Here is a 17859-nt window from a genome sequence, read left to right as displayed (position 1 = left end):
AGGTACCCCCAATGAGTCAACACGCCGTGAAATTTGCCTATTGGGTGCCCAACGTCAGCGGTGGGCTGGTGGTCAGCAAGATCGAGCAGCGCACCCACTGGGGCATCGACTACAACCGTAAACTGGCGCAACTGGCCGAAGCCGCCGGCTTTGAATATGGCCTGACCCAGATTCGTTTCACCGCCGGCTACGGCGCCGAGAATCAGCACGAGTCGGTGGCGTTCAGCCACGCGTTGCTGGCGGCCACCACCACCCTCAAGGTGATTGCGGCGATCCTGCCGGGCCCGTGGCAGCCGGCGCTGGCGGCCAAGCAGTTGGCGACCATCGACCAGCTCACCAACGGCCGCATCGCGGTGAATATCGTCAGCGGCTGGTTCAAGGGCGAGTTCCAGGCCATCGGCGAACCGTGGCTGGAGCACGATGAGCGCTATCGTCGTTCCGAAGAATTCATTCGCGCCTTGAAAGGCATCTGGACCCAGGACGATTTCACCTTCAAGGGTGACTTTTACCGTTTCAACAATTACACCCTCAAGCCCAAGCCCCTGGGACAGCCCGAAGTGTTCCAGGGCGGCAGTTCAAGGGCGGCGCGCGACATGGCGGCGCGGGTATCGGACTGGTACTTCACCAACGGCAACACCCCCGAAGGCATCAAGGCCCAGGTCGACGATATCCGCGCCAAGGCTGCGGCCAATAACCATTCGGTAAAGATCGGCGTCAACGCTTTTGTGATCGCTCGCGATACCGAAGAAGAGGCGCGCGCCGTGCTGGCGGACATCATCGACAAAGCCGACCCGGAAGCGGTCAACGCCTTCGGTGATGCCGCCAGACAAGCGGGCAAGGCGTCACCGGAAGGCGAGGGCAACTGGGCCAAGTCCAGTTTCGAGGACCTGGTGCAATACAACGACGGCTTCAAGACCAACCTTATCGGCACCCCGCAGCAGATTGCCGAGCGCATCGTCGCGCTCAAGGCGGTGGGCGTGGACCTGGTGCTGGCCGGCTTCCTGCATTTTCAGGAGGAGGTGGAGTACTTCGGCAAGCGCGTGTTGCCGCTGGTGCGTGAACTGGAGGCCAAGGCCCTCGTCAAGCAGGTGGCCTGACCCGATTGATCGTTCCCACGCCGAGCGTGGGACGGTCGTACACCGGTTCTGTGCAGTTCAGGCTGTCGGTTGCAGGGTCAACACCTCAAACCCATCCGCCGTCACCGCCACCGTATGTTCCCACTGCGCCGACAGGCTGTTGTCTTTGGTCACCACCGTCCAGCCATCCTTGAGACTGCGCACTTTGGCGCTGCCCTGGTTGAGCATCGGCTCGATGGTAAACACCATGCCTTCGCGCAGTTCCAGCCCGGTGCCGGGACGGCCGAAGTGCAGGATTTGCGGCTCTTCGTGCATTTCCCGGCCGATGCCATGGCCGCAGTATTCACGCACCACGCTGTAGCCGTTGGCCTGCGCATGGTGTTGGATCGCATGGCCGATATCTCCCAGGCGCGCCCCAGGCTTGACCTGACGGATGCCGGCCCACATGGCTTCGAAGGTCATTTCTACCAGGCGCCGCGCCTTGGGCGTCACCGTGCCGATCATGTACATCTTGCTGGAGTCGGCGATAAAGCCGCCTTTTTCCAGGGTGATGTCGATGTTGATGATGTCGCCATCTTTAAGGATTTGCTTCGCGCTGGGCATGCCGTGACACACCACTTCATTGATCGATGTATTGATGCTGAAGGGGTAGTCATATTGCCCGAGGCTGGCCGGGCGGGCCTGCAATTCCTGGCGGATGAAGGTTTCGACGGCGCTGTCCAGTTCCAGGGTGGAGCGGCCGGCGGCGACGAAGCCGTCGAGCATGCTGAACACCTGGGCCAGCAGGCGCCCGGACTCGCGCATCAGCGCAAGCTGTTGTGGCGTTTTGATCATTGGCTGCGCCCCCTGATCAGGTCGGGTTTGTCCAGCAACAGTTTGTTGATCAGGTCGTTGTAGGGCAACTGAGGATTGAGCTCGGCAAGCAGGCCGATCTTGATCCAGAACTCGGCCTGGGCGTTGATGGAACGGTCCATCGCGGCGCTGGCCAGGCGTAGTTGTTCGTGCAATTGGTCGGTGATTTTGACGATGCCCATACGCTTCACTGTGAGAATTCAATATACGAAGCGTATATGTTTCGTATGTTTTGCGAAAGCCCCGCTCGACGCTTGGTTGACCCGTTGATTGATTACCACATGTTGCCAAAAAATCGGCTACTTCAAATGCGCCTGATGTGAGACGGGCGGTTAAACGTTTAATCGGCGCGGTTCGGCGATGATGGGTGCGGCGAAATTTACCTCATATAAGCAAGCGCTGAGCTTATGAAGAAAGGTTACAACAGCAGTGGATTTGGCGAGTAGGCTTCTTTGTTGAAGGCGTCTTCCAAGGCCGGCAAGACGTGGCAGGCAAGTGCCTGCCGGACCCCATAAAAACTGTTGGCAGTCTCAAACAAGGAGAGGTTAGCCATGCTTTCGGAATTAGAGCTTCGCAGTATTATTGAAGGAAGTTTCCTGCCTAAGCGGTGTGAGTGCACCAAAGCCGAAGATGCTTCGCTGACGATCAAGGTGTACGACGACCGCGACCGTGATCGCGTGGAGTTGGAGGTCAAAGGTATCAGCGCGGACAGACTCGACAGCAGTCGCGCCATTTGTAACCTGATCGCCGGGCTGCGTGAAGACCTCAAGCATGCTCACACGCCTGCCCAGCAGCGAGCAGGAGGGCGTGGATTTTAAGAGCGCGCCTGGCTGCGCGTTGACTTGGAGGCCTGGCAGTGACCAGGCCCCCTGAGCCTCGTGCTGTTCACCAGCTCATGCGCACCCCGGCGGTGCCGCCCACACCCTCCTGGGCGTTGCCGTCCAGATTGGTGGAGTAGTCCGCCGCCAGGTAAACACTCACCGCCGGCGACAAGTGGGCGATAACCCCGACGCCGACATCGGCGGTGGACGACGCGTGATCGCTCTTGATGCGGTCCACATCGTCGTAGGTCACCGTGTCGCTGCCGCCGAAGGTGCGCCAGGCGTTGGCGCGCGCATACGGTTCGACAGGCGTGGTGCCCACCCGGTAGCGGCCCTTGACGCGGGCACCCAGACGGCCGGTCCAGTACGCCTGGGAGTCGAACGATACCTTGGATATACCGTCGTTCTGGTTGTCCAGGTCAAGGGTCTGGCGGATCACCTGGAACTGCGGTTCCAGCACCCAATGTTCGGAAACGGTGACTGGATAACCCGCTTCGGCGGAGAGCGCCAGGGCACGGCCCTTGGTGTCCGCCTTTACGCCACGGTCGGACTTGTTGTCACCGTCCAGGCGTGTGCCCATGGCGACCAGGTCGATGTACCAGCCTTTGGGGTCGGTGAGGGTCCAGTAGGCGCCGAAGTTATCACCGTCGAGTTTGATCCGCCCGGAGCGCCGGTCCTGAAAGCCTTCGGCAAAACCTTTCACGTCGCCGCGCAAGCGACTCTGCCCGATGAACAGGCCGAAGCGTTGCAGTTGCCCGCCGCTGGTTTGCGCAGCGTAAAGGTCATGCCCCACCTGATAGCCCTTGACGCTGCCGTCTAAGCTTGGCGACACGGTGCCCGACCAGTGCTTGTTGAAATCGCCGCCATAGGCACGCGCCCAACCGGCCGCAACTGCTCCCGTTTCAGTGAGCAGGCTTTGCTCGCCCTGGCGTTCATGAAACGTGCCCAGGGCCATCCGGGTCATTATGTGCGCGGCCGGGACCACCACCGAATACACCGGCACTTCCAGGCGATACAGCGGGATGGGTGCGGCACCGACCACGGCTGTTGGCAGCGCCGGGCTGCTGGCGGCGGGTTGCGGTGAATTGGCTGCCGCGACCTGGCTCGGCGGGGGCGCCGGGGTCTCGATCGGCGCGACCGGTTGCGCGGTCGGCGGCTCCACCGGTGGTTCATCGGGGTCGACGACAGGAGGCGTCGGCGTAATCGGTGCAACAGGTACCACCACCGGCGGGGTGGGCGTTACCGGCGGGACGGGAGGTGGCTGCACGGCCACCACCGAAGAGCGCAGGTACCAGTTGTTTTCCGTGCCGGCGGTCACGCCGCCTTTGAACAGCTGATATTCATAGGCACCGGCCGACACCGAGCCCTTCAACGCAAAGGCATCTGCGCTGCTGGTCGCGCCGTTGAGGGCCTGGACCACCTCGATGCCACTGTGTTGAGTCAGCCCGCCTGCACCGCCAAGATTGGTGACGCCCAGTTGCGTGTGACCGCTGATAATGCCGTCGGACACCACCAGCTTGTCGGTAGCGGAGTTGTCATCACCGAGGACGCTTTGCAGCCACAGCTGGCCGTTATTGCCCACATAGTTGCCGTGCACCGTCAATGAACTGTTCGCGCGGTTGTCGGTGGTCATGTCAAGGGTGCCGGCGTTGTTCAGCGTCGCCAATTGGCCCGCCGTGTAAGGGCGGATTGCGCCCTGGCTCACCGCCAGGATACTGCTGCCATCGATGTTGAACGTACCGGTGTTGCTCGCACTGTCACCGAGGAAAAAGTCCCCGACCAGATCAACGCGCGAGGCGTTGTTGAGATTGACCGTCTCCCAGCCGACATAACGCGCGGCGGTACTGGAGGTGGTGTTATCGAAGGTCAGTTGATCATTGCCCAGGCCGCCGTCAATCGACGGCGTGGCGGCCAGCCGGCTTTCAGTAAGACCGCTGAGCAGGGCGTTATCGTCACCATCGCCCATCAAGACTGAAGACTGGACCTCACCGCCATTGCTCCAGGTGAATGTGTCGTTGCCAAAACTGGCGCGGATTTCACCTTTGATCACGCCGCCGCTCACCCGGATGATGTCATCGCCGCCACTGGTGCTGATATTGCCGCCTACGCTGGCTGTTCCCGAGATGTCGACCCTGTCCTTGCCGAACCCGGCGACCAGGTTGCCGAGGATCTCGCCGCCGGTCATCTCGTATTCGTTATCGTCCAGCCTCAGGTCGACCCGGCCAATCGTGCCGGCGGTTTGTCGCGCCACGTCACCGTCGACGAATTCCCTTTCGATGACACCGCCGGTCATCAGGAAGGTATCGCGGCCATCGCCCTGCGCCAGGGAAACAATCCGCCCGCCGTTCATGACAAAGTCATCGATGCCGGTGCCTTGTTGCACAGCGCCCAGGATACTGCCGGCATCGATCAGGATTCGATCTTGGCCCGCGCCGAACGTGACAGGGCCGTTGACGGTTCCCGTACCACCGGCGGGCAGCGTCAGACGATTGTTGCCCAGAAGATCGGTGAGCCCGGCGGTGCTGGTGCCGCTGTCGCAGACGAACGTGTCGTCACCGGGACCGGGGCTGAAAGCGCACGCGGCATGCGCGGGCTGGGGAGTGAAGTACTGCAGTGAAAGAATGCCGACAGCAATAACGGCTCGGGTTGGAAAACCAGATGCCTTGGTCATGACGCGTCCTACGTATTGTTTTAATTACTGCTGTTCTTCGGTGTAGCACAGGTTCGCTGCATGGCAAGGTTTTTGGATAAAACGTAAAGGCCGCGCAGGGCACGGCCGGTGGGCTATCAGCCTAATTGGCTACGGTGAGGCAAGTCCGGTCCGGTGCGGGTGCAGGTCAGCGCCGCAGCGCGGATGGCAAAGCCGAGCATGGCGTCGATCTGTTCGCGGCTGAGCTGTTGCAGCCCTTCAATCGAGTCCAATTGCTGCTCGGTCAACCAGGCAATCAACGCCGCCTGGAAGGTATCGCCGGCGCCGACTGTATCGGCCATCACGATGTCGACGGCCGGTTGCGACCAGGTGCCATGCCTACGGCTGAACACACTGGCGCCATCACCGCCACGGGTGAGGAATACCAACTGGCAGCGGTGTTGCAGCCAGCCTTGCAGCACGCTTTCAGGTGATTGCTCGGGGTACAGCAGGTGCAGGTCTTCATCGCTGACCTTGATCAGGTCGGCATGCTTGACCAGCTCGGCGATACGGTCGCGCCACAGTTGGATGTCCGGTTGCGGATTAAGGCGCACATTGGGGTCGAGGCTGATCAGGCGCTTGCCGCTTTCACGCTGGACGAGGGCCAGCAGCGTGTCGCCGATCGGTTGCACCACCAGCGAGAACGAGCCGACATGCAGCCCGCGAATCTCATCGCCCAGCACCGGCAGATGCGCGACCTGCAGTTGCCGGTCGGCGCAACCTTCGCCGCGAAAGCTGTAGTGCGGCGAGCCATTGGCACCCACGGCAACCATCGCCAGCGTGGTCGGTGCGGCGAACTCCACGAGAAACTGCCGGCTCACGCCTTCATCCTTGAGCACCTGCACCAGGCGCCGGCCGAGGAAGTCGGTGGACACCCCGCCGAACAGCCCGGCCTCGATGCCCAGGCGGCGCAAGCCCACGGCCACGTTGAACGGCGACCCGCCGGCAATAGACGTGTAGTTGACCTTGGACGCAAGCCCGCTGGCATCCTCCTCGCTGAAAAAATCAAACAGCGCTTCACCGCACACCAGATACATAGTCGCTCGCTCTTAAAGGGTTGCCACACGCTGTTGATAGCGCTCGTAGGCCTGTTGATAGGCCCTGACATTGGCCGGCACCGGCAAGGTGCGGCTGGCCGGGTCAAGGCTCACGCATTTGTCGCACAGGCTGGCCAGGGATTCGCCGGACTGGCACCACGCCGCCTGGATCGCCGCGCCCAGGGCAGCGGCCTCGCTTTGTTCGGTACACACCACTTCGGTGTTCATGATATCGGCGACCATCTGCCGCCACAGCGGGCTTTTCGAACCGCCGCCGATCAAGCGGATGCCCAGGCTTTGCAGACCGGTCTGGCGCAGCAGGTCCAGGCCGTAGCGCAAGCCGAAGGTGGTGCCTTCGACCACCGCGCGGCACAGGTTGGCGCGGGTCAGGTTGGTCATGGTCAGGCCGTGCAGGCTGCCGGTGGCCTGGGGCAGGGCGGGCACCCGTTCGCCGTTGAGAAACGGCAACATGCTCACCCCGTCTGCGCCAATGGGGGCCTGTTCGACCAGGGTGTTGAAGGCGTTCAGGTCCAGCTCGAACAGCTCGCGCACCACGCCGGTGGCGTTGGTCAGGTTCATGGTGCAGATCAACGGCAACCAGCCGCCGCTGGATGAGCAGAAGGTGGCGACCGACGCCTGCGGGCTCACGTTGGGCTGGTCGGCGAACGCGTAGACGGTGCCTGATGAGCCCAGGCTCATGGTGATGACGCCGGGGGCGATATTGCCGGTGCCGATGGCGCCCATCATGTTGTCGCCGCCGCCACTGGCGACGATGGCGTTGGGGTTGATGCCCAGGCGCTCGGCGATGGCCGGCAGGATCGTGCCCACCGCCTGGTCGGCTGCGATCAGCTCGGGCAGCGCTGCTTGCAGACGACCACTGGGGTCGATGTGCTGCAGCAGCGCCACGTCCCATTCACGGCGGCGCACGTCGAAATAGCCGGTGCCTGAAGCATCGCCGTATTCGGCGACGGCGCGGCCGGTGAGCCAGTAGTTGAGGTAGTCATGGGGCAACAGGATATGGGCGATGCGCGCAAACAGGTCCGGGTGCTGTTCACGGGTCCACAGCAGTTTTGACACGGTGTAGCCCGGCGCAATGACCACGCCCAGACGCTCCAGCGAGCCGCTTTCACCGCCCAGGTGCTGCAACAGGCGCTCGTTTTCGGCTGCGGTTTCGGTGTCGCACCACAGCTTGGCCGGGCGCAGCACCTGGCCCTGGGCGTCGAGCAAGACCAGGCCGTGTTGCTGGCCGGACACGCCGATACCGAGAATGTCCTGGCCGTCCACCCCGGCCTGTTGCAGGGCGCGGTGGGTGGCTTCGGTAAAGGCATCCAGCCATTCCTGGGTGTGTTGCTCACGCCGGCCGTTGGCGCCGCTGAGCAGTGTGTGCGCGGCGGCGCCCAGGCCCAGCACCTTGCCGCTGGACGCGTCGAGGACGATGGCCTTGGTGCCCTGGGTGCCGCAGTCGATGCCGAGGAACAGGTTTGGCTGGGTCATGATGGAGTGCTCAGCAGTCTTATTGTTGGAGTTGTCAATGCGGTCAATGTGGGAGGGGGCTTGCCCCCGATAGCAGTGGGTCAGTGAAAGATTTATTAACTGACACACCCTCATCGGGGGCAAGCCCCCTCCCACAGTTTCAAGCCGGTCTCTTCAGAAGATGCTCCAGCGTTTCAGTGACGCCGTGATCGCGCAAGCTTGCATAACACCGCTCGAACGCTGCCACAAATGCAGGCGAGTTGGGAATAGCCGTGCCGAAAATCTCTTCAACCCCCAGCAAGCGCTGGCTGATCAACGCGTCATCACTCACCAGCGCTTGGCAGAACGCGGCACGAGGATCGGGAATCGTGTAGGCCACGCCATTTTCGTCGACACCCTTCAAATACAAGGCCCAGGCGGCCACCACCAGCGCCGCGCGCTCGGTCTCGCGCCCATCGGCAATCAAGCGGTTGATGGTCGGCACGGTGAATTTGGGAAACTTCGACGAGCCATCCGAGCACACCCGTTCCAGCTGGTCGGCGATTGCCTGGTTGGAGAAGCGGTCCACCAAGGTCTGTTTGTAGTCCGTCAAGTCGATGCCCGGCACTGGCGCCAGGTTCGGCGTGACGTCCAGGTCCATGTAGGCGCGCATGTAGGCGACAAACAGCGGGTCGTTCATGGTTTCGTGGACGAACCGGTAGCCCTTGAGGAACCCCAGGTACGTCAGGGCCAGGTGGCTGCCGTTGAGCAGGCCGATCTTCATTTCCTCGTAAGGCGTTACGTCATCGGTGAACTGCACGCCGACCTTTTCCCAGGCCGGGCGTCCGTTGACGAACTTATCTTCCAGCACCCATTGCACAAAAGGCTCGCACACCACCGGCCAGGCGTCGTCAATGCCGTGTTCATCATGCAACTGCAGGCGGTGGGCGGTGCTGGTCATCGGCGTGATGCGGTCGACCATGGCATTCGGGAAGCTCACAGTGGCCTGGATCCAGTCATGCAGCTCGGCATTGTGCAGCGCGGCAAACGCCAGCAGGGCCTTGCGCGTGACAGCGCCGTTGTGCGGCAGGTTATCGCAGGACATCACCGTGAACGCCGGGGTGCCGGCGGCGCGGCGTTGGGTCAGGGCGGCGCAGAGAAAACCGAACACGGTTTTCGGTGCGCTCGGGTGCGCCAGGTCATGCTGGATCTGTGGCAGGTGGGCCATGAATTCGCCGTTGCTGTCGTCGATGCAGTAGCCGCCTTCGGTGATGGTCAGTGACACGATCCGGATGGCCGGCTCGGCCAGTTTATCGATCAGCGCCCGGGCACCGTCCTCGGCCAGCAGCATGTCGCTGATCGAGCCGATCACGCGCACGTCGGTGTCGTCGGTGTCGCCCAGTTCATACAGGGTGAACAGATAATCCTGGCCCGCCAGGTCGTCGCGGGCCTTGCGGTCTTCGGCCCGCAGGCCCACGCCGCAGATGCTCCAGTCCAGGCCTTCGCCGGTGTTCATCAAGGCATCGGTGTAAAACGCCTGGTGCGCCCGATGGAAACCGCCGACGCCGATATGCGCAATGCCCTGCGATGTGCTGGCGATGGCGTAGGCTGGCCGCTGCACTTCGGGTGCCAACTGGGTGAGGGTGTGTTTATTCAGCTTCATGGCGTAATACTCGCGAAATCAGGCGGCGGCGCGCAGGGGGCGGGTGACGGCCACGCCATCGGTGTCGAACAGATGGCAGTGCGCCGGGTCCAGGTGCAGGTGCAACGTCTCGCCATACTGGCTGGCCATGTCGCCACGGATGCGCATGGTCAGCGGCTCGCCGTTGGCGGTGATGACGTGGCAGAAGGTGTCGCTGCCCAGGCGCTCGCCGACGTCGGCGGTGACGGTCAGGGTGGTCTGGCCCGGCGTGGCGATTTCCAGATGCTCGGGGCGAATACCCAGGGTCACCGCGCTGCCCACGCTCAAGCTGGCGCCGCTGAGCGGCAGGCTGATCAGGGTGCCGGCGTCGAGTTGCACGTCACAGCCCTGGCCGTCGACACGCGTGACTTTGCCCTTGAGGAAACCCATCTTCGGCGTGCCGAGAAAGCCCGCCACGAACAGGTTGGCCGGCTGGTGGTACAGCTCCAGCGGCGAGCCGACCTGTTCGATGCGACCGCTGTTGAGCACCACCACTTTGTCGGCCAGGGTCATGGCTTCGACCTGGTCGTGGGTCACGTAGATCATGGTCGCCTGCAGCTCTTTATGCAGGCGTGCCAGTTCCAGGCGCATCTGCACGCGCAGGGCGGCGTCGAGGTTGGACAGCGGTTCGTCGAACAGGAAGATCTTCGGGTTGCGCACAATCGCCCGGCCAATCGCCACGCGCTGGCGCTGGCCGCCGGAGAGCTGCTTGGGCTTGCGCTCCAGCAGCGGGCCCAACTCCAGGATGCGCGCCGCTTCATTGACCTTGCTCTCGACGATTGTCTTGTCGACGCCGGCCAGGTCCAGGGCGAACGACATGTTCTTGCGCACGCTCATGTGCGGGTACAGGGCGTAGGTCTGGAACACCATCGCCAGGTCACGCTTGGCCGGGGTCACTTCGGTGATGTCGCGGCCATCGAGTTCGAGGGTGCCCTCAGTCACTTCTTCCAGGCCGGCGATCAAGCGCAGCAGGGTGGATTTGCCGCAGCCCGACGGGCCGACGAACACCACGAATTCCTTGTCGTTCACTTCCAGGTCGATGCCCTTGATGATGGAAAAACCTTCGAAGCCTTTTTGCAGATTCTTGATTTTCAGGTTGGCCATGATGGGCCCTCCGCTTGAAATTATTATTTGACCGCGCCAAAGGACAGGCCGCGCACCAACTGCTTCTGGCTGATCCAGCCAAAGATCAGGATGGGCGCGCAGGCCAGGGTCGACACGGCGGACAATTTGGCCCAGAACAAACCTTCAGGGCTGGAATAGGAGGCGATCAGCGCCGTCAGCGGCGCGGCGCTGGAGGACGTCAGGTTCAGTGACCAGAAGGCCTCGTTCCAGCACAGGATCAGCGACAGCAGCACGGTCGACGCCAGGCCGCCCTTGGCGATCGGCAGCAGCACGCGGACCATTTCCTGCCACAGCGTGGCGCCATCCAGGCGGGCGGCTTCGAGGATGTCCTTGGGAATGTCCTTGAAGTAGGTGTACACCATCCACACCACGATCGGCAGGTTGATCAGGGTGTAGATGATGATCAGCGCAATGCGCGTATCCAGCAGGCCAAAGCTCTTGGCCAGCAGGTAGATCGGCATCAGCACGCCCACCGGCGGCAGCATCTTGGTCGACAGCATCCACAGCAGCGTGCCCTTGGTACGCTGGGTCTCATAGAACGCCATGGAGTAGGCGGCCGGCACCGAGATCAGCAGGCACAAGGCGGTGGCGCTGAAGGAAATCAGTACCGAGTTCCACGCGTAGGCAAAATAGTTGCTGCGCTCGTTGATGTGCAGGTAGTTCTCCAGCGTCGGCGTGAAGATGAACTGCGGCGGCGTGGCGAAGGCGTCGATTTCGGTCTTGAAGCTGGTCAGCACCATCCAGAAGATCGGGAAGAAGATCAGGATCGCGATGGCCCAGGCCAGGGTGCCGAGCAACAGGCTTTGCAGGCGGCGGGATTGTTGAAGCGTCATGGCGCGGCCCTCAAGGCTTGTCAGTCAGGTTTTTGCCGATCATCCGCACCAGGATGATCGCCGCGATATTGGCGATGACCACGGCGATCAAGCCGCCGGCCGAAGCCATGCCCACGTCGAACTGCACCAGCGCCTGGTTGTAGATCAGGTAGGCGAGGTTGGTCGAGGCGTAGCCCGGGCCACCGTTGGTGGTGGTGAAGATTTCGGCGAACACCGAGAGCAGAAAGATCGTCTCGATCATCACCACCACCGCAATCGGGCGGGCCAGGTGGGGCAGGGTCAGGTGCCAGAAGATCGCAATGGCGCCGGCCCCGTCCAGGCGTGCGGCTTCCTTTTGTTCCTGGTCCAGGGACTGCATGGCGGTCATCAGCAGCAGGATCGCGAAGGGCAGCCACTGCCACGACACAATGATGATGATCGACAGCAGCGGGTAGTGCGCCAGCCAGTCCACGGGCTCTGCGCCGAAGAACTTCCACACGGCGGCGAGAATCCCCGACACCGGGTGGAAAATCAGGTTCTTCCAGATCAACGCACCGACGGTGGGCATGATGAAGAACGGTGAAATCAACAACACCCGTACCAGGCCGCGGCCAAAGAATTCACTGGCCTCCAGCAGCGCACTGATCAACACGCCGAACACCACGCTGATCAACAGCACGCTGCCTACCAGCAACAGGGTGTTGGTTGCGCCGGGCAGAAAGCCCGAGTCGGTGACGAAATAGGTGAAGTTTTCCAGCCCCACGAACTGGTTTTCGCCGGGGTAGAGCAGGTTGTAGCGGATCAGCGAAAAGTACAGGGTCATGCCCAGCGGCACGATCATCCACAGCAGCAACAGGGCCACCGAGGGGCTGACAAGGAACCAGCCGGGGTTGGCCAGGCGGTTTTTGGGCGTTGTATTCATGGTGATCAGAACCAGTCAGGTACATGCAAACGCGGTCAGTGTGGGAGGGGGCTTGCCCCCGATAGCGGTGTATCAGTTGATGAATCAGTTGGCTGATCCACTGCTATCGGGGGCAAGCCCCCTCCCACATTTGACTGTGGTGAGGGCTGAGATTACTTGGGGTAACCGGCCCGCTTCATTTCCCGCTCGGTTGTAGTCTGCGCGGCGGTCAATGCAGCATCGACGGTCTGCTGACCGGTCAGCGCACCGGAGAAGAACTTGCCGACCTGGGTACCAATCGCCTGGAATTCGGGAATGGTCACCAACTGGATACCGATGTACGGCACCGGCTTCTCGGTAGGCTTGGTCGGGTCCGCCACTTTCAGCGATTCCAGGGTCACCTTGGCAAACGGTGCGGCCTTCATGTACTCATCGCTGTAGGTGGACTTGCGCGTGCCTGGCGGGACGTTGGCGACGCCGTCGGTCTTGGCGACCAATGCGCCATATTCCTTGGAGGTGGCCCAACTGGTGAACACCTTGGCGGCGTCCTTGGCCTTGGAACTGGTGGGGATCGCCAGGCTCCAGGAGTACAGCCACGAGGTGCCCTTGTCGGTCTTCTCGTGGGGGGCGAAGGTAAAGCCGACGTGTTCGGACACCTTGCTCTGGGTTTTGTCGGTGACAAACGAGCCGGCCACGCTGGCGTCCACCCAGATCGCGCACTTGCCGCTGTTGAACAGCGCCAGGTTTTCGTTGAAGCCGTTGCTGGAAGCGCCCGGCGGACCGGATTTTTTCATGTTGTCGACGTAGAACGTCAGCGCGTCCTTCCACTCGGGGCCGTTGAATTCAGGTTGCCACTTCTCATCGAACCAGCGCGCACCATAGCCATTGGCCAGAGTGGTGATGAGCGCCATGTTCTCGCCCCAACCGGCTTTGCCGCGCAGGCACAGGCCGTATTGCTCTTTGGTTTTGTCGGTGAGTTTGGCCGCGAATTCGCCGATCTGGCTCCAGGTCGGGTGCTCGGGCATGCTCAGCCCGGCGTCCTTGAACAGGTCGGTGCGGTAATAGGTGATCGAGCTTTCGGCGTAGAACGGCAGGGCGTACAGCGAGCCTTTGACGGACAACCCGTCACGTACCGAAGGGAATACGTCATCCAGGTCGTAGGACGCCGGCAGGTCCTTCATGGGCTCCAACCAACCCTTGGCACCCCAGAGTGCGGCTTCGTACATGCCGATGGTCAATACATCGAACTGCCCGCCCTGGGTGGCGATGTCGGTGGTCAGGCGTTGGCGTAGCACGTTTTCTTCAAGCACCACCCAGTTCAGCTTGATCTCCGGATGCTCGGCTTCGAAGGTTTTCGAGAGCTTCTGCATGCGGATCATGTCGCTGTTATTGACGGTGGCAATGGTCAGGGTTTGCGCGCCAAAGCTGACGGCGCTGAGGGTCATGCATGCAGTCATGCAGGTAGAGGCAAGCAGTACTTTTGCTGTGAACTTCATCGCGCACTCCATTTCCGCGCCCAGGGGCTACGGAAGGACAGTTATTGTTGTTGTGTCTTCCCATCAAGGTGGCAGGAAGAGTGTGCGTTGATTACAGCCTTCAAATGCGGTTGTGACAAATCCTTGGGAGCACTGGGACTGATACTTTTTTGCACTCGGCATGATCGCTCCCACGCTCCGCGTGGGAATGATCAGTGCAGTGCCTAACCCTCGATATCAGCCAGCACACGCTCAGCCAACAACCGAGACACCTCGATCAACTGCGCAATACCCAGCGCGCCCTCGCGGCGTGAGCCGTCGAGGTCAAAGGCGAAATCGCAGGTCAGGGCGTGGGCAGAGGCGAGTGATTCGCTGAGGTTGACCAGCAGGTCTTGGGTGCAGATGCCGTCTTTAACGGTGAACAGCACGCTGGGTGTTGAATCGAGTGGGGGATTTGGGGTGGGTTTGATCATGGTGAAACTCCGGAGATATTAAAGGAGCTGCCATTGATCGCCGCGACGCGATGGGGGTGGCAGCTGTACGCAGGTTCGCGGACCGACTCTCCAGAACATCGGCATACCCGAAGGTATCCCACGCACAGCCGCCATAGCGCCGCACAGTAGACGACAAAAAAGCGCCAACTAAAAGGACACGATGACGCTTTTGCGTCTGAAGAAATACGGGCCGCGACGCCCGACCGCTGATTGTGTAGCGGTGTACGAAGACTAGAGATTGAGTGTCCTAGGGACAACCTCAACGCCTTGTAAGACGTTTCTGTTTTTCCCAATACCTAGCCGAACGGACAGTTGTTTGGCTTAGCGCCAGCCAGCAACATCTTTCTTGCGCCAGTTCGGCGCTATTCCCTTTGCATACATCAACGCCATGATCGCCTTTGAGCACCCCCGCACGCTAAAAAAGGACGAAACATGAAAGACACCGATACTGAAATCCAACAATCAACTCGCCCAATCAAAGCCATCTACGACTACGCGACACTCGGCTCGAGAACGCGTATGGGTGGACAAATCATTACTGCAAGCACCAGCCTCGAGATCCATGACTTGCGCATCGCGTGCGTCGGCGACCGAGTGCGCTAACCCGATGGCAAAGAGAGCGAAATTGTCTCGGGAGCAGGTTTCGCAGCCACCTACAAAGGTCTGCCCATCGCCATTGTCGGCAGCGCTACCGACAACGGCGACACCGTGACGGGCAGCCTGCAAAACCTGGCTCAGGTGGTGGAGTACGCGGACGGCGATGGTATTCCTGGCCTTCTAAAGCCTGGATATCACGGGGAGAGTCAGATGTGAGGCGCTACAACATCACCACGGGTTCAACCACCACAGCGGGTGGCAAAGTGACCGGTGGTTGTGAGCGCACCAGTTTCAACGGCGAATTAATCTCAAGGGAGGGTGACCGGGTCGCTTGCCCGGCTTGCGGCACTGAAGGCTTCATCGCGCTCGTCGGTCCTCATCTGCACGAAGAGTGGAACGGCAAACAAGCGGCACTTGAGGGGGATCTGTGTATCTGCAAATGCGATCCGCCGCCGGAGTTGATTGCCAATCAGCGCTTCAAATGCCAGGAGTTCGGTCCCCAGCCTCAACGATTCACCACCGTTGGAATGGGGCCGACCGCGTCCGCCGCGACACCTTCCAACGTAGCCGCGCCCGCTGCGCCAAATCGTGCCGCTGATACCTGCGTTTTCGCCAAATCATGCGTTTCGGTACCCGCCGGTTCTACAGCCGCGGGAACCGGCCCGGAAAACGCCAGAAACTTTGGCGCCACGGCCGTCATGGCCTCAACCGGTAAGACGGGCGCCGTCGGCAGGGTAGCAGGCACACTCGGCAGCGACCTCGGTGCCTGGGCTGTACGAGGCTTGGCCGGAGCCAGTTCGGCCCTCAACCTTGTGCTGCTGGCCTTTTGGCCACGGGATATCGGTGATTCAACGCTATACACCCCGGAGCAGTTGGAGGGGATGCGTTCGGCCAGTACGCGGGTGCGTTTCCAGTTTCGCCAGGATGAGTCCGGTGAACTGCGTGTTTACGGCCTACATACCCAACCTGGCAGTGGCGCTGACCGCGTACCCGTTGCGCAAGCCCGGTGGAATGAGGATCACAGCGCGATGGTCGCGGTGCTGGATGGCATCAGCATCACCTGGACGCCGAACCACGGCCCGGTTGTCAGCGTGCCGAGCCCGTATCCCGGTACACCGGAACGCTTGGATAACGTGTTTGTTCATCCAGTTGCGGTGGGGCAAGATTCGGCAATCAGTCACTATCCAGGACGGGATGCAGAAAACATCACCTGGCAGGATACGATCATTTCGTTTCCGGCTGATTCGGGTGTGCCGCCGTGTATCTGGTGTTTGCCAAGCCGGCGGTCAGGCCATTGGAGGTTGGGCAGGCAGCTAATTTGATGAGTCGTAGCCGTAAGGATGGGCTGGATATTGACCATATTCCTGCGCAAAAGGCGCTGGAACTGGCGTTAAGGCATCGTATGGCGGATTTGACGGATGAGGAGGTTCAGAGCTTTCTTCGTCGTGGCGCCAGCATCGCTATACCAGTCAGAGTGCATCAGAATCACAGTGAGACTTATGGCGGCCGAAATACCAAATACAGACAGAGTAAAGATGCTGAAGACCTTCGAGCAGCGGTGAACAGTAACGTGGATGCGATTAAGAGAGGGCTGCTCGAAGAGGGGTTCGCTGAGTTCGATATCGAGGTCGCCCGTCAACAATTACATGACATCAACCAAGCCCAGGGGTGGTATTGATGGACGCCGTGACAATTGAAAGTTGGATCAAACATCTAGGATGGCTCTATGAGGATTTAATTTCCCACAGAATTATTCCAGGCCTGCCACTCACTGAGCTCTATAGCGGGCGTGATTGGTTATCGCTGAAAAAACCAGCTGACGGCCTGGAGTTAAGTTTCTGGGCGGAGACGAGGAGGTACGAGCGACTCTTTATCACCCTGCGCTCTACTGTTGAAGGTACAACAGAGTACAAGGGTGAGCTTCCCAAGCCTTTTGCGTTACTAGCATCCAAGTCAGAGGTGCGAGCAGCTTTCGGTATGCCCATGGAATCACAAGGCCTGACGAAGCTGCCTTTGGATACCGTATTGGGTGGCTTCGATACTTATTCGCTGGATCAGATTAGCTTCCCAAATCTGAAAGTGTCCTTTCAGTACACATCCACAATGCAGATTAAAACGTTGGTTTTTTCGTTAATCAACCGAGGGCACCCTTAGTGCAGCAGAAAAATTTATCTTTAACGTGGAAAAACTTTGAATACTGAAAAAGGGGCACGCATTTATTTAAGCCGAAACAAATGCGTTCCCTTTATGCCTTCATATGCTGGAGCAGGGATTCACCGAATCAGATCTTCAAGACGCTCGCGTTAAAATGCACAAAATAAATGAAACACAGGGGTGGTACTGATGGACGCCGTTACGATCAGTCATTTAGTAGGGGGGCTCGGTTTCCCTTATCACAAATTGGTGAGCGAAGGACTCATTCAGGAATTACTGCTCAAGCGGCTATTTGATACGTCTGATAACGAGGAGCTGATTCAAAATCCAGAACCCGGCGTGAAATTATGGTTCTGGGCAGAAACAAAACGGCTGGAGCAAGTAATGATCATCCTGATTCAAACAGTCGGGCAGCCTGTCTATACCGGGCAATTACCTCAGCCGTTCAGGTTAGGTATGGATCAGCGATACGTACGTGAGGTTTTAGGTGTGCCCACTAAATCCAAGCCCTCCGTAAAACTGCCAGGTGGATTGGGTGTGCGGGGCGGAGCGGACATATATTACTTGGACCAAAAGGCACATCCCAACGTGATGATAACTCTCAGCTATCTGGGAAATCTTAGAGTTAACAATATCAGTTTCTCCTTGATTGATTCCGGACACGATTGATCTCCCACAGGGGCTTGCTATAAC

At 60.3% G+C, this 17859-nt stretch carries 18 protein-coding genes; 7 read left to right on the top strand and 11 right to left on the bottom strand.

The genetic code is table 11. From position 1 onward, the window contains the following. Positions 1 to 11 precede the first annotated feature (11 nt). Positions 12 to 1097, top strand: a complete 1086-nt coding sequence (gene sfnG / locus PspCFBP13528_RS18050; RefSeq protein WP_065952545.1) for a dimethylsulfone monooxygenase SfnG — start codon at positions 12 to 14, stop codon at positions 1095 to 1097. A gap of 57 nt (positions 1098 to 1154) precedes the next feature. Here sfnG and map read toward each other — a convergent pair whose 3' ends face one another. Beyond that, on the bottom strand, positions 1155 to 1910 hold the full coding sequence (map, locus tag PspCFBP13528_RS18045) for a type I methionyl aminopeptidase (RefSeq protein WP_137201052.1): 756 nt from the start codon (positions 1908 to 1910) through the stop codon (positions 1155 to 1157). Then, a complete protein-coding gene (locus PspCFBP13528_RS18040; protein WP_065887356.1) occupies positions 1907 to 2110 on the bottom strand; it encodes a ParD-like family protein in 204 nt (67 codons plus the stop codon). The genes map and PspCFBP13528_RS18040 overlap by 4 nt, the downstream gene beginning before the upstream one ends. A gap of 369 nt (positions 2111 to 2479) precedes the next feature. Here PspCFBP13528_RS18040 and PspCFBP13528_RS18035 point away from each other — a divergent pair, with 369 nt between their 5' ends. Continuing rightward, positions 2480 to 2746 (top strand): DUF1652 domain-containing protein, encoded by a 267-nt coding sequence (locus tag PspCFBP13528_RS18035; protein WP_065952547.1) that lies wholly within the window; start codon positions 2480 to 2482, stop codon positions 2744 to 2746. Positions 2747 to 2813: 67 nt separating this feature from the next. On the opposite strand, the gene PspCFBP13528_RS18030 is transcribed toward PspCFBP13528_RS18035, so the two are convergent. The 9 genes from PspCFBP13528_RS18030 to PspCFBP13528_RS17990 all read right to left on the bottom strand — a co-directional run bounded on the left by PspCFBP13528_RS18030 (position 2814) and on the right by PspCFBP13528_RS17990 (position 14394). Then, complete coding sequence (locus tag PspCFBP13528_RS18030) at positions 2814 to 5420, bottom strand: autotransporter outer membrane beta-barrel domain-containing protein (protein ID WP_137201050.1); 2607 nt, start codon at positions 5418 to 5420, stop codon at positions 2814 to 2816. Between the two features lie 116 nt (positions 5421 to 5536). Next, the gene (locus tag PspCFBP13528_RS18025; RefSeq protein WP_101221344.1) at positions 5537 to 6475 is read right to left on the bottom strand and encodes a carbohydrate kinase; all 939 of its coding nucleotides are present in this window, start codon (positions 6473 to 6475) and stop codon (positions 5537 to 5539) included. Between the two features lie 12 nt (positions 6476 to 6487). Beyond that, positions 6488 to 7969, bottom strand: a complete 1482-nt coding sequence (xylB, locus tag PspCFBP13528_RS18020; protein ID WP_101221345.1) for a xylulokinase — start codon at positions 7967 to 7969, stop codon at positions 6488 to 6490. Positions 7970 to 8108: 139 nt separating this feature from the next. Further along, positions 8109 to 9590 (bottom strand): mannitol dehydrogenase family protein, encoded by a 1482-nt coding sequence (locus tag PspCFBP13528_RS18015; protein WP_137201048.1) that lies wholly within the window; start codon positions 9588 to 9590, stop codon positions 8109 to 8111. An 18-nt stretch (positions 9591 to 9608) separates the two neighbouring features. Next, positions 9609 to 10712: a sn-glycerol-3-phosphate ABC transporter ATP-binding protein UgpC gene (gene ugpC, locus PspCFBP13528_RS18010; protein ID WP_065952552.1), complete on the bottom strand. Its 1104-nt coding sequence runs from the start codon at positions 10710 to 10712 to the stop codon at positions 9609 to 9611. Between the two features lie 23 nt (positions 10713 to 10735). Further along, positions 10736 to 11566, bottom strand: a complete 831-nt coding sequence (locus tag PspCFBP13528_RS18005) for a carbohydrate ABC transporter permease (protein ID WP_065887345.1) — start codon at positions 11564 to 11566, stop codon at positions 10736 to 10738. A gap of 10 nt (positions 11567 to 11576) precedes the next feature. Next, a complete protein-coding gene (locus PspCFBP13528_RS18000; protein ID WP_065952553.1) occupies positions 11577 to 12467 on the bottom strand; it encodes a sugar ABC transporter permease in 891 nt (296 codons plus the stop codon). Between the two features lie 152 nt (positions 12468 to 12619). Beyond that, a complete protein-coding gene (locus tag PspCFBP13528_RS17995) occupies positions 12620 to 13942 on the bottom strand; it encodes a sugar ABC transporter substrate-binding protein (protein WP_137201046.1) in 1323 nt (440 codons plus the stop codon). Positions 13943 to 14145: 203 nt separating this feature from the next. Further along, entirely contained in the window at positions 14146 to 14394 is a 249-nt protein-coding gene (locus tag PspCFBP13528_RS17990) for a DUF6124 family protein (protein ID WP_137201044.1), read from the bottom strand. A gap of 453 nt (positions 14395 to 14847) precedes the next feature. Here PspCFBP13528_RS17990 and PspCFBP13528_RS27890 point away from each other — a divergent pair, with 453 nt between their 5' ends. The 5 genes from PspCFBP13528_RS27890 (at position 14848) to PspCFBP13528_RS17965 (ending at position 17835) form a co-directional block, all read left to right on the top strand. Next, on the top strand, positions 14848 to 15018 hold the full coding sequence (locus PspCFBP13528_RS27890; RefSeq protein WP_241669109.1) for a PAAR domain-containing protein: 171 nt from the start codon (positions 14848 to 14850) through the stop codon (positions 15016 to 15018). A 206-nt stretch (positions 15019 to 15224) separates the two neighbouring features. After that, positions 15225 to 16334: an S-type pyocin domain-containing protein gene (locus PspCFBP13528_RS17975; RefSeq protein WP_241669108.1), complete on the top strand. Its 1110-nt coding sequence runs from the start codon at positions 15225 to 15227 to the stop codon at positions 16332 to 16334. Further along, complete coding sequence (locus tag PspCFBP13528_RS27885; protein ID WP_241669107.1) at positions 16334 to 16690, top strand: hypothetical protein; 357 nt, start codon at positions 16334 to 16336, stop codon at positions 16688 to 16690. Before PspCFBP13528_RS17975 ends, PspCFBP13528_RS27885 begins: the two co-directional genes overlap by 1 nt. Continuing rightward, on the top strand, positions 16690 to 17166 hold the full coding sequence (locus tag PspCFBP13528_RS17970; RefSeq protein WP_178084442.1) for a DUF6392 family protein: 477 nt from the start codon (positions 16690 to 16692) through the stop codon (positions 17164 to 17166). Before PspCFBP13528_RS27885 ends, PspCFBP13528_RS17970 begins: the two co-directional genes overlap by 1 nt. 189 nt (positions 17167 to 17355) lie before the next feature. Next, entirely contained in the window at positions 17356 to 17835 is a 480-nt protein-coding gene (locus PspCFBP13528_RS17965; RefSeq protein ID WP_137201038.1) for a DUF6392 family protein, read from the top strand. The last annotated feature ends 24 nt before the right edge of the window (positions 17836 to 17859 follow it).

Origin of the sequence: Pseudomonas sp. CFBP13528, assembly GCF_005233615.1 — a bacterium.
GTDB classification, from domain to species: Bacteria; Pseudomonadota; Gammaproteobacteria; order Pseudomonadales; family Pseudomonadaceae; genus Aquipseudomonas; species Aquipseudomonas fluorescens_AM.
Note: the sequence above shows the minus strand (reverse complement) of the source record. Positions and strands in the feature narration are given on the sequence as shown.

What these genes read in the sequence shown, in the direction of transcription:
- sfnG (WP_065952545.1), top strand. Translation starts at nt 12, where the DNA reads ATGAGTCAACACGCCGTGAAATTTGCCTATTGGGTGCCCAACGTCAGC.
- map (WP_137201052.1), bottom strand. Translation starts at nt 1,910, where the DNA reads ATGATCAAAACGCCACAACAGCTTGCGCTGATGCGCGAGTCCGGGCGC.
- PspCFBP13528_RS18040 (WP_065887356.1), bottom strand. Translation starts at nt 2,110, where the DNA reads ATGGGCATCGTCAAAATCACCGACCAATTGCACGAACAACTACGCCTG.
- PspCFBP13528_RS18035 (WP_065952547.1), top strand. Translation starts at nt 2,480, where the DNA reads ATGCTTTCGGAATTAGAGCTTCGCAGTATTATTGAAGGAAGTTTCCTG.
- PspCFBP13528_RS18030 (WP_137201050.1), bottom strand. Translation starts at nt 5,420, where the DNA reads ATGACCAAGGCATCTGGTTTTCCAACCCGAGCCGTTATTGCTGTCGGC.
- PspCFBP13528_RS18025 (WP_101221344.1), bottom strand. Translation starts at nt 6,475, where the DNA reads ATGTATCTGGTGTGCGGTGAAGCGCTGTTTGATTTTTTCAGCGAGGAG.
- xylB (WP_101221345.1), bottom strand. Translation starts at nt 7,969, where the DNA reads ATGACCCAGCCAAACCTGTTCCTCGGCATCGACTGCGGCACCCAGGGC.
- PspCFBP13528_RS18015 (WP_137201048.1), bottom strand. Translation starts at nt 9,590, where the DNA reads ATGAAGCTGAATAAACACACCCTCACCCAGTTGGCACCCGAAGTGCAG.
- ugpC (WP_065952552.1), bottom strand. Translation starts at nt 10,712, where the DNA reads ATGGCCAACCTGAAAATCAAGAATCTGCAAAAAGGCTTCGAAGGTTTT.
- PspCFBP13528_RS18005 (WP_065887345.1), bottom strand. Translation starts at nt 11,566, where the DNA reads ATGACGCTTCAACAATCCCGCCGCCTGCAAAGCCTGTTGCTCGGCACC.
- PspCFBP13528_RS18000 (WP_065952553.1), bottom strand. Translation starts at nt 12,467, where the DNA reads ATGAATACAACGCCCAAAAACCGCCTGGCCAACCCCGGCTGGTTCCTT.
- PspCFBP13528_RS17995 (WP_137201046.1), bottom strand. Translation starts at nt 13,942, where the DNA reads ATGAAGTTCACAGCAAAAGTACTGCTTGCCTCTACCTGCATGACTGCA.
- PspCFBP13528_RS17990 (WP_137201044.1), bottom strand. Translation starts at nt 14,394, where the DNA reads ATGATCAAACCCACCCCAAATCCCCCACTCGATTCAACACCCAGCGTG.
- PspCFBP13528_RS27890 (WP_241669109.1), top strand. Translation starts at nt 14,848, where the DNA reads ATGAAAGACACCGATACTGAAATCCAACAATCAACTCGCCCAATCAAA.
- PspCFBP13528_RS27885 (WP_241669107.1), top strand. Translation starts at nt 16,334, where the DNA reads ATGAGTCGTAGCCGTAAGGATGGGCTGGATATTGACCATATTCCTGCG.
- PspCFBP13528_RS17970 (WP_178084442.1), top strand. Translation starts at nt 16,690, where the DNA reads ATGGACGCCGTGACAATTGAAAGTTGGATCAAACATCTAGGATGGCTC.
- PspCFBP13528_RS17965 (WP_137201038.1), top strand. Translation starts at nt 17,356, where the DNA reads ATGGACGCCGTTACGATCAGTCATTTAGTAGGGGGGCTCGGTTTCCCT.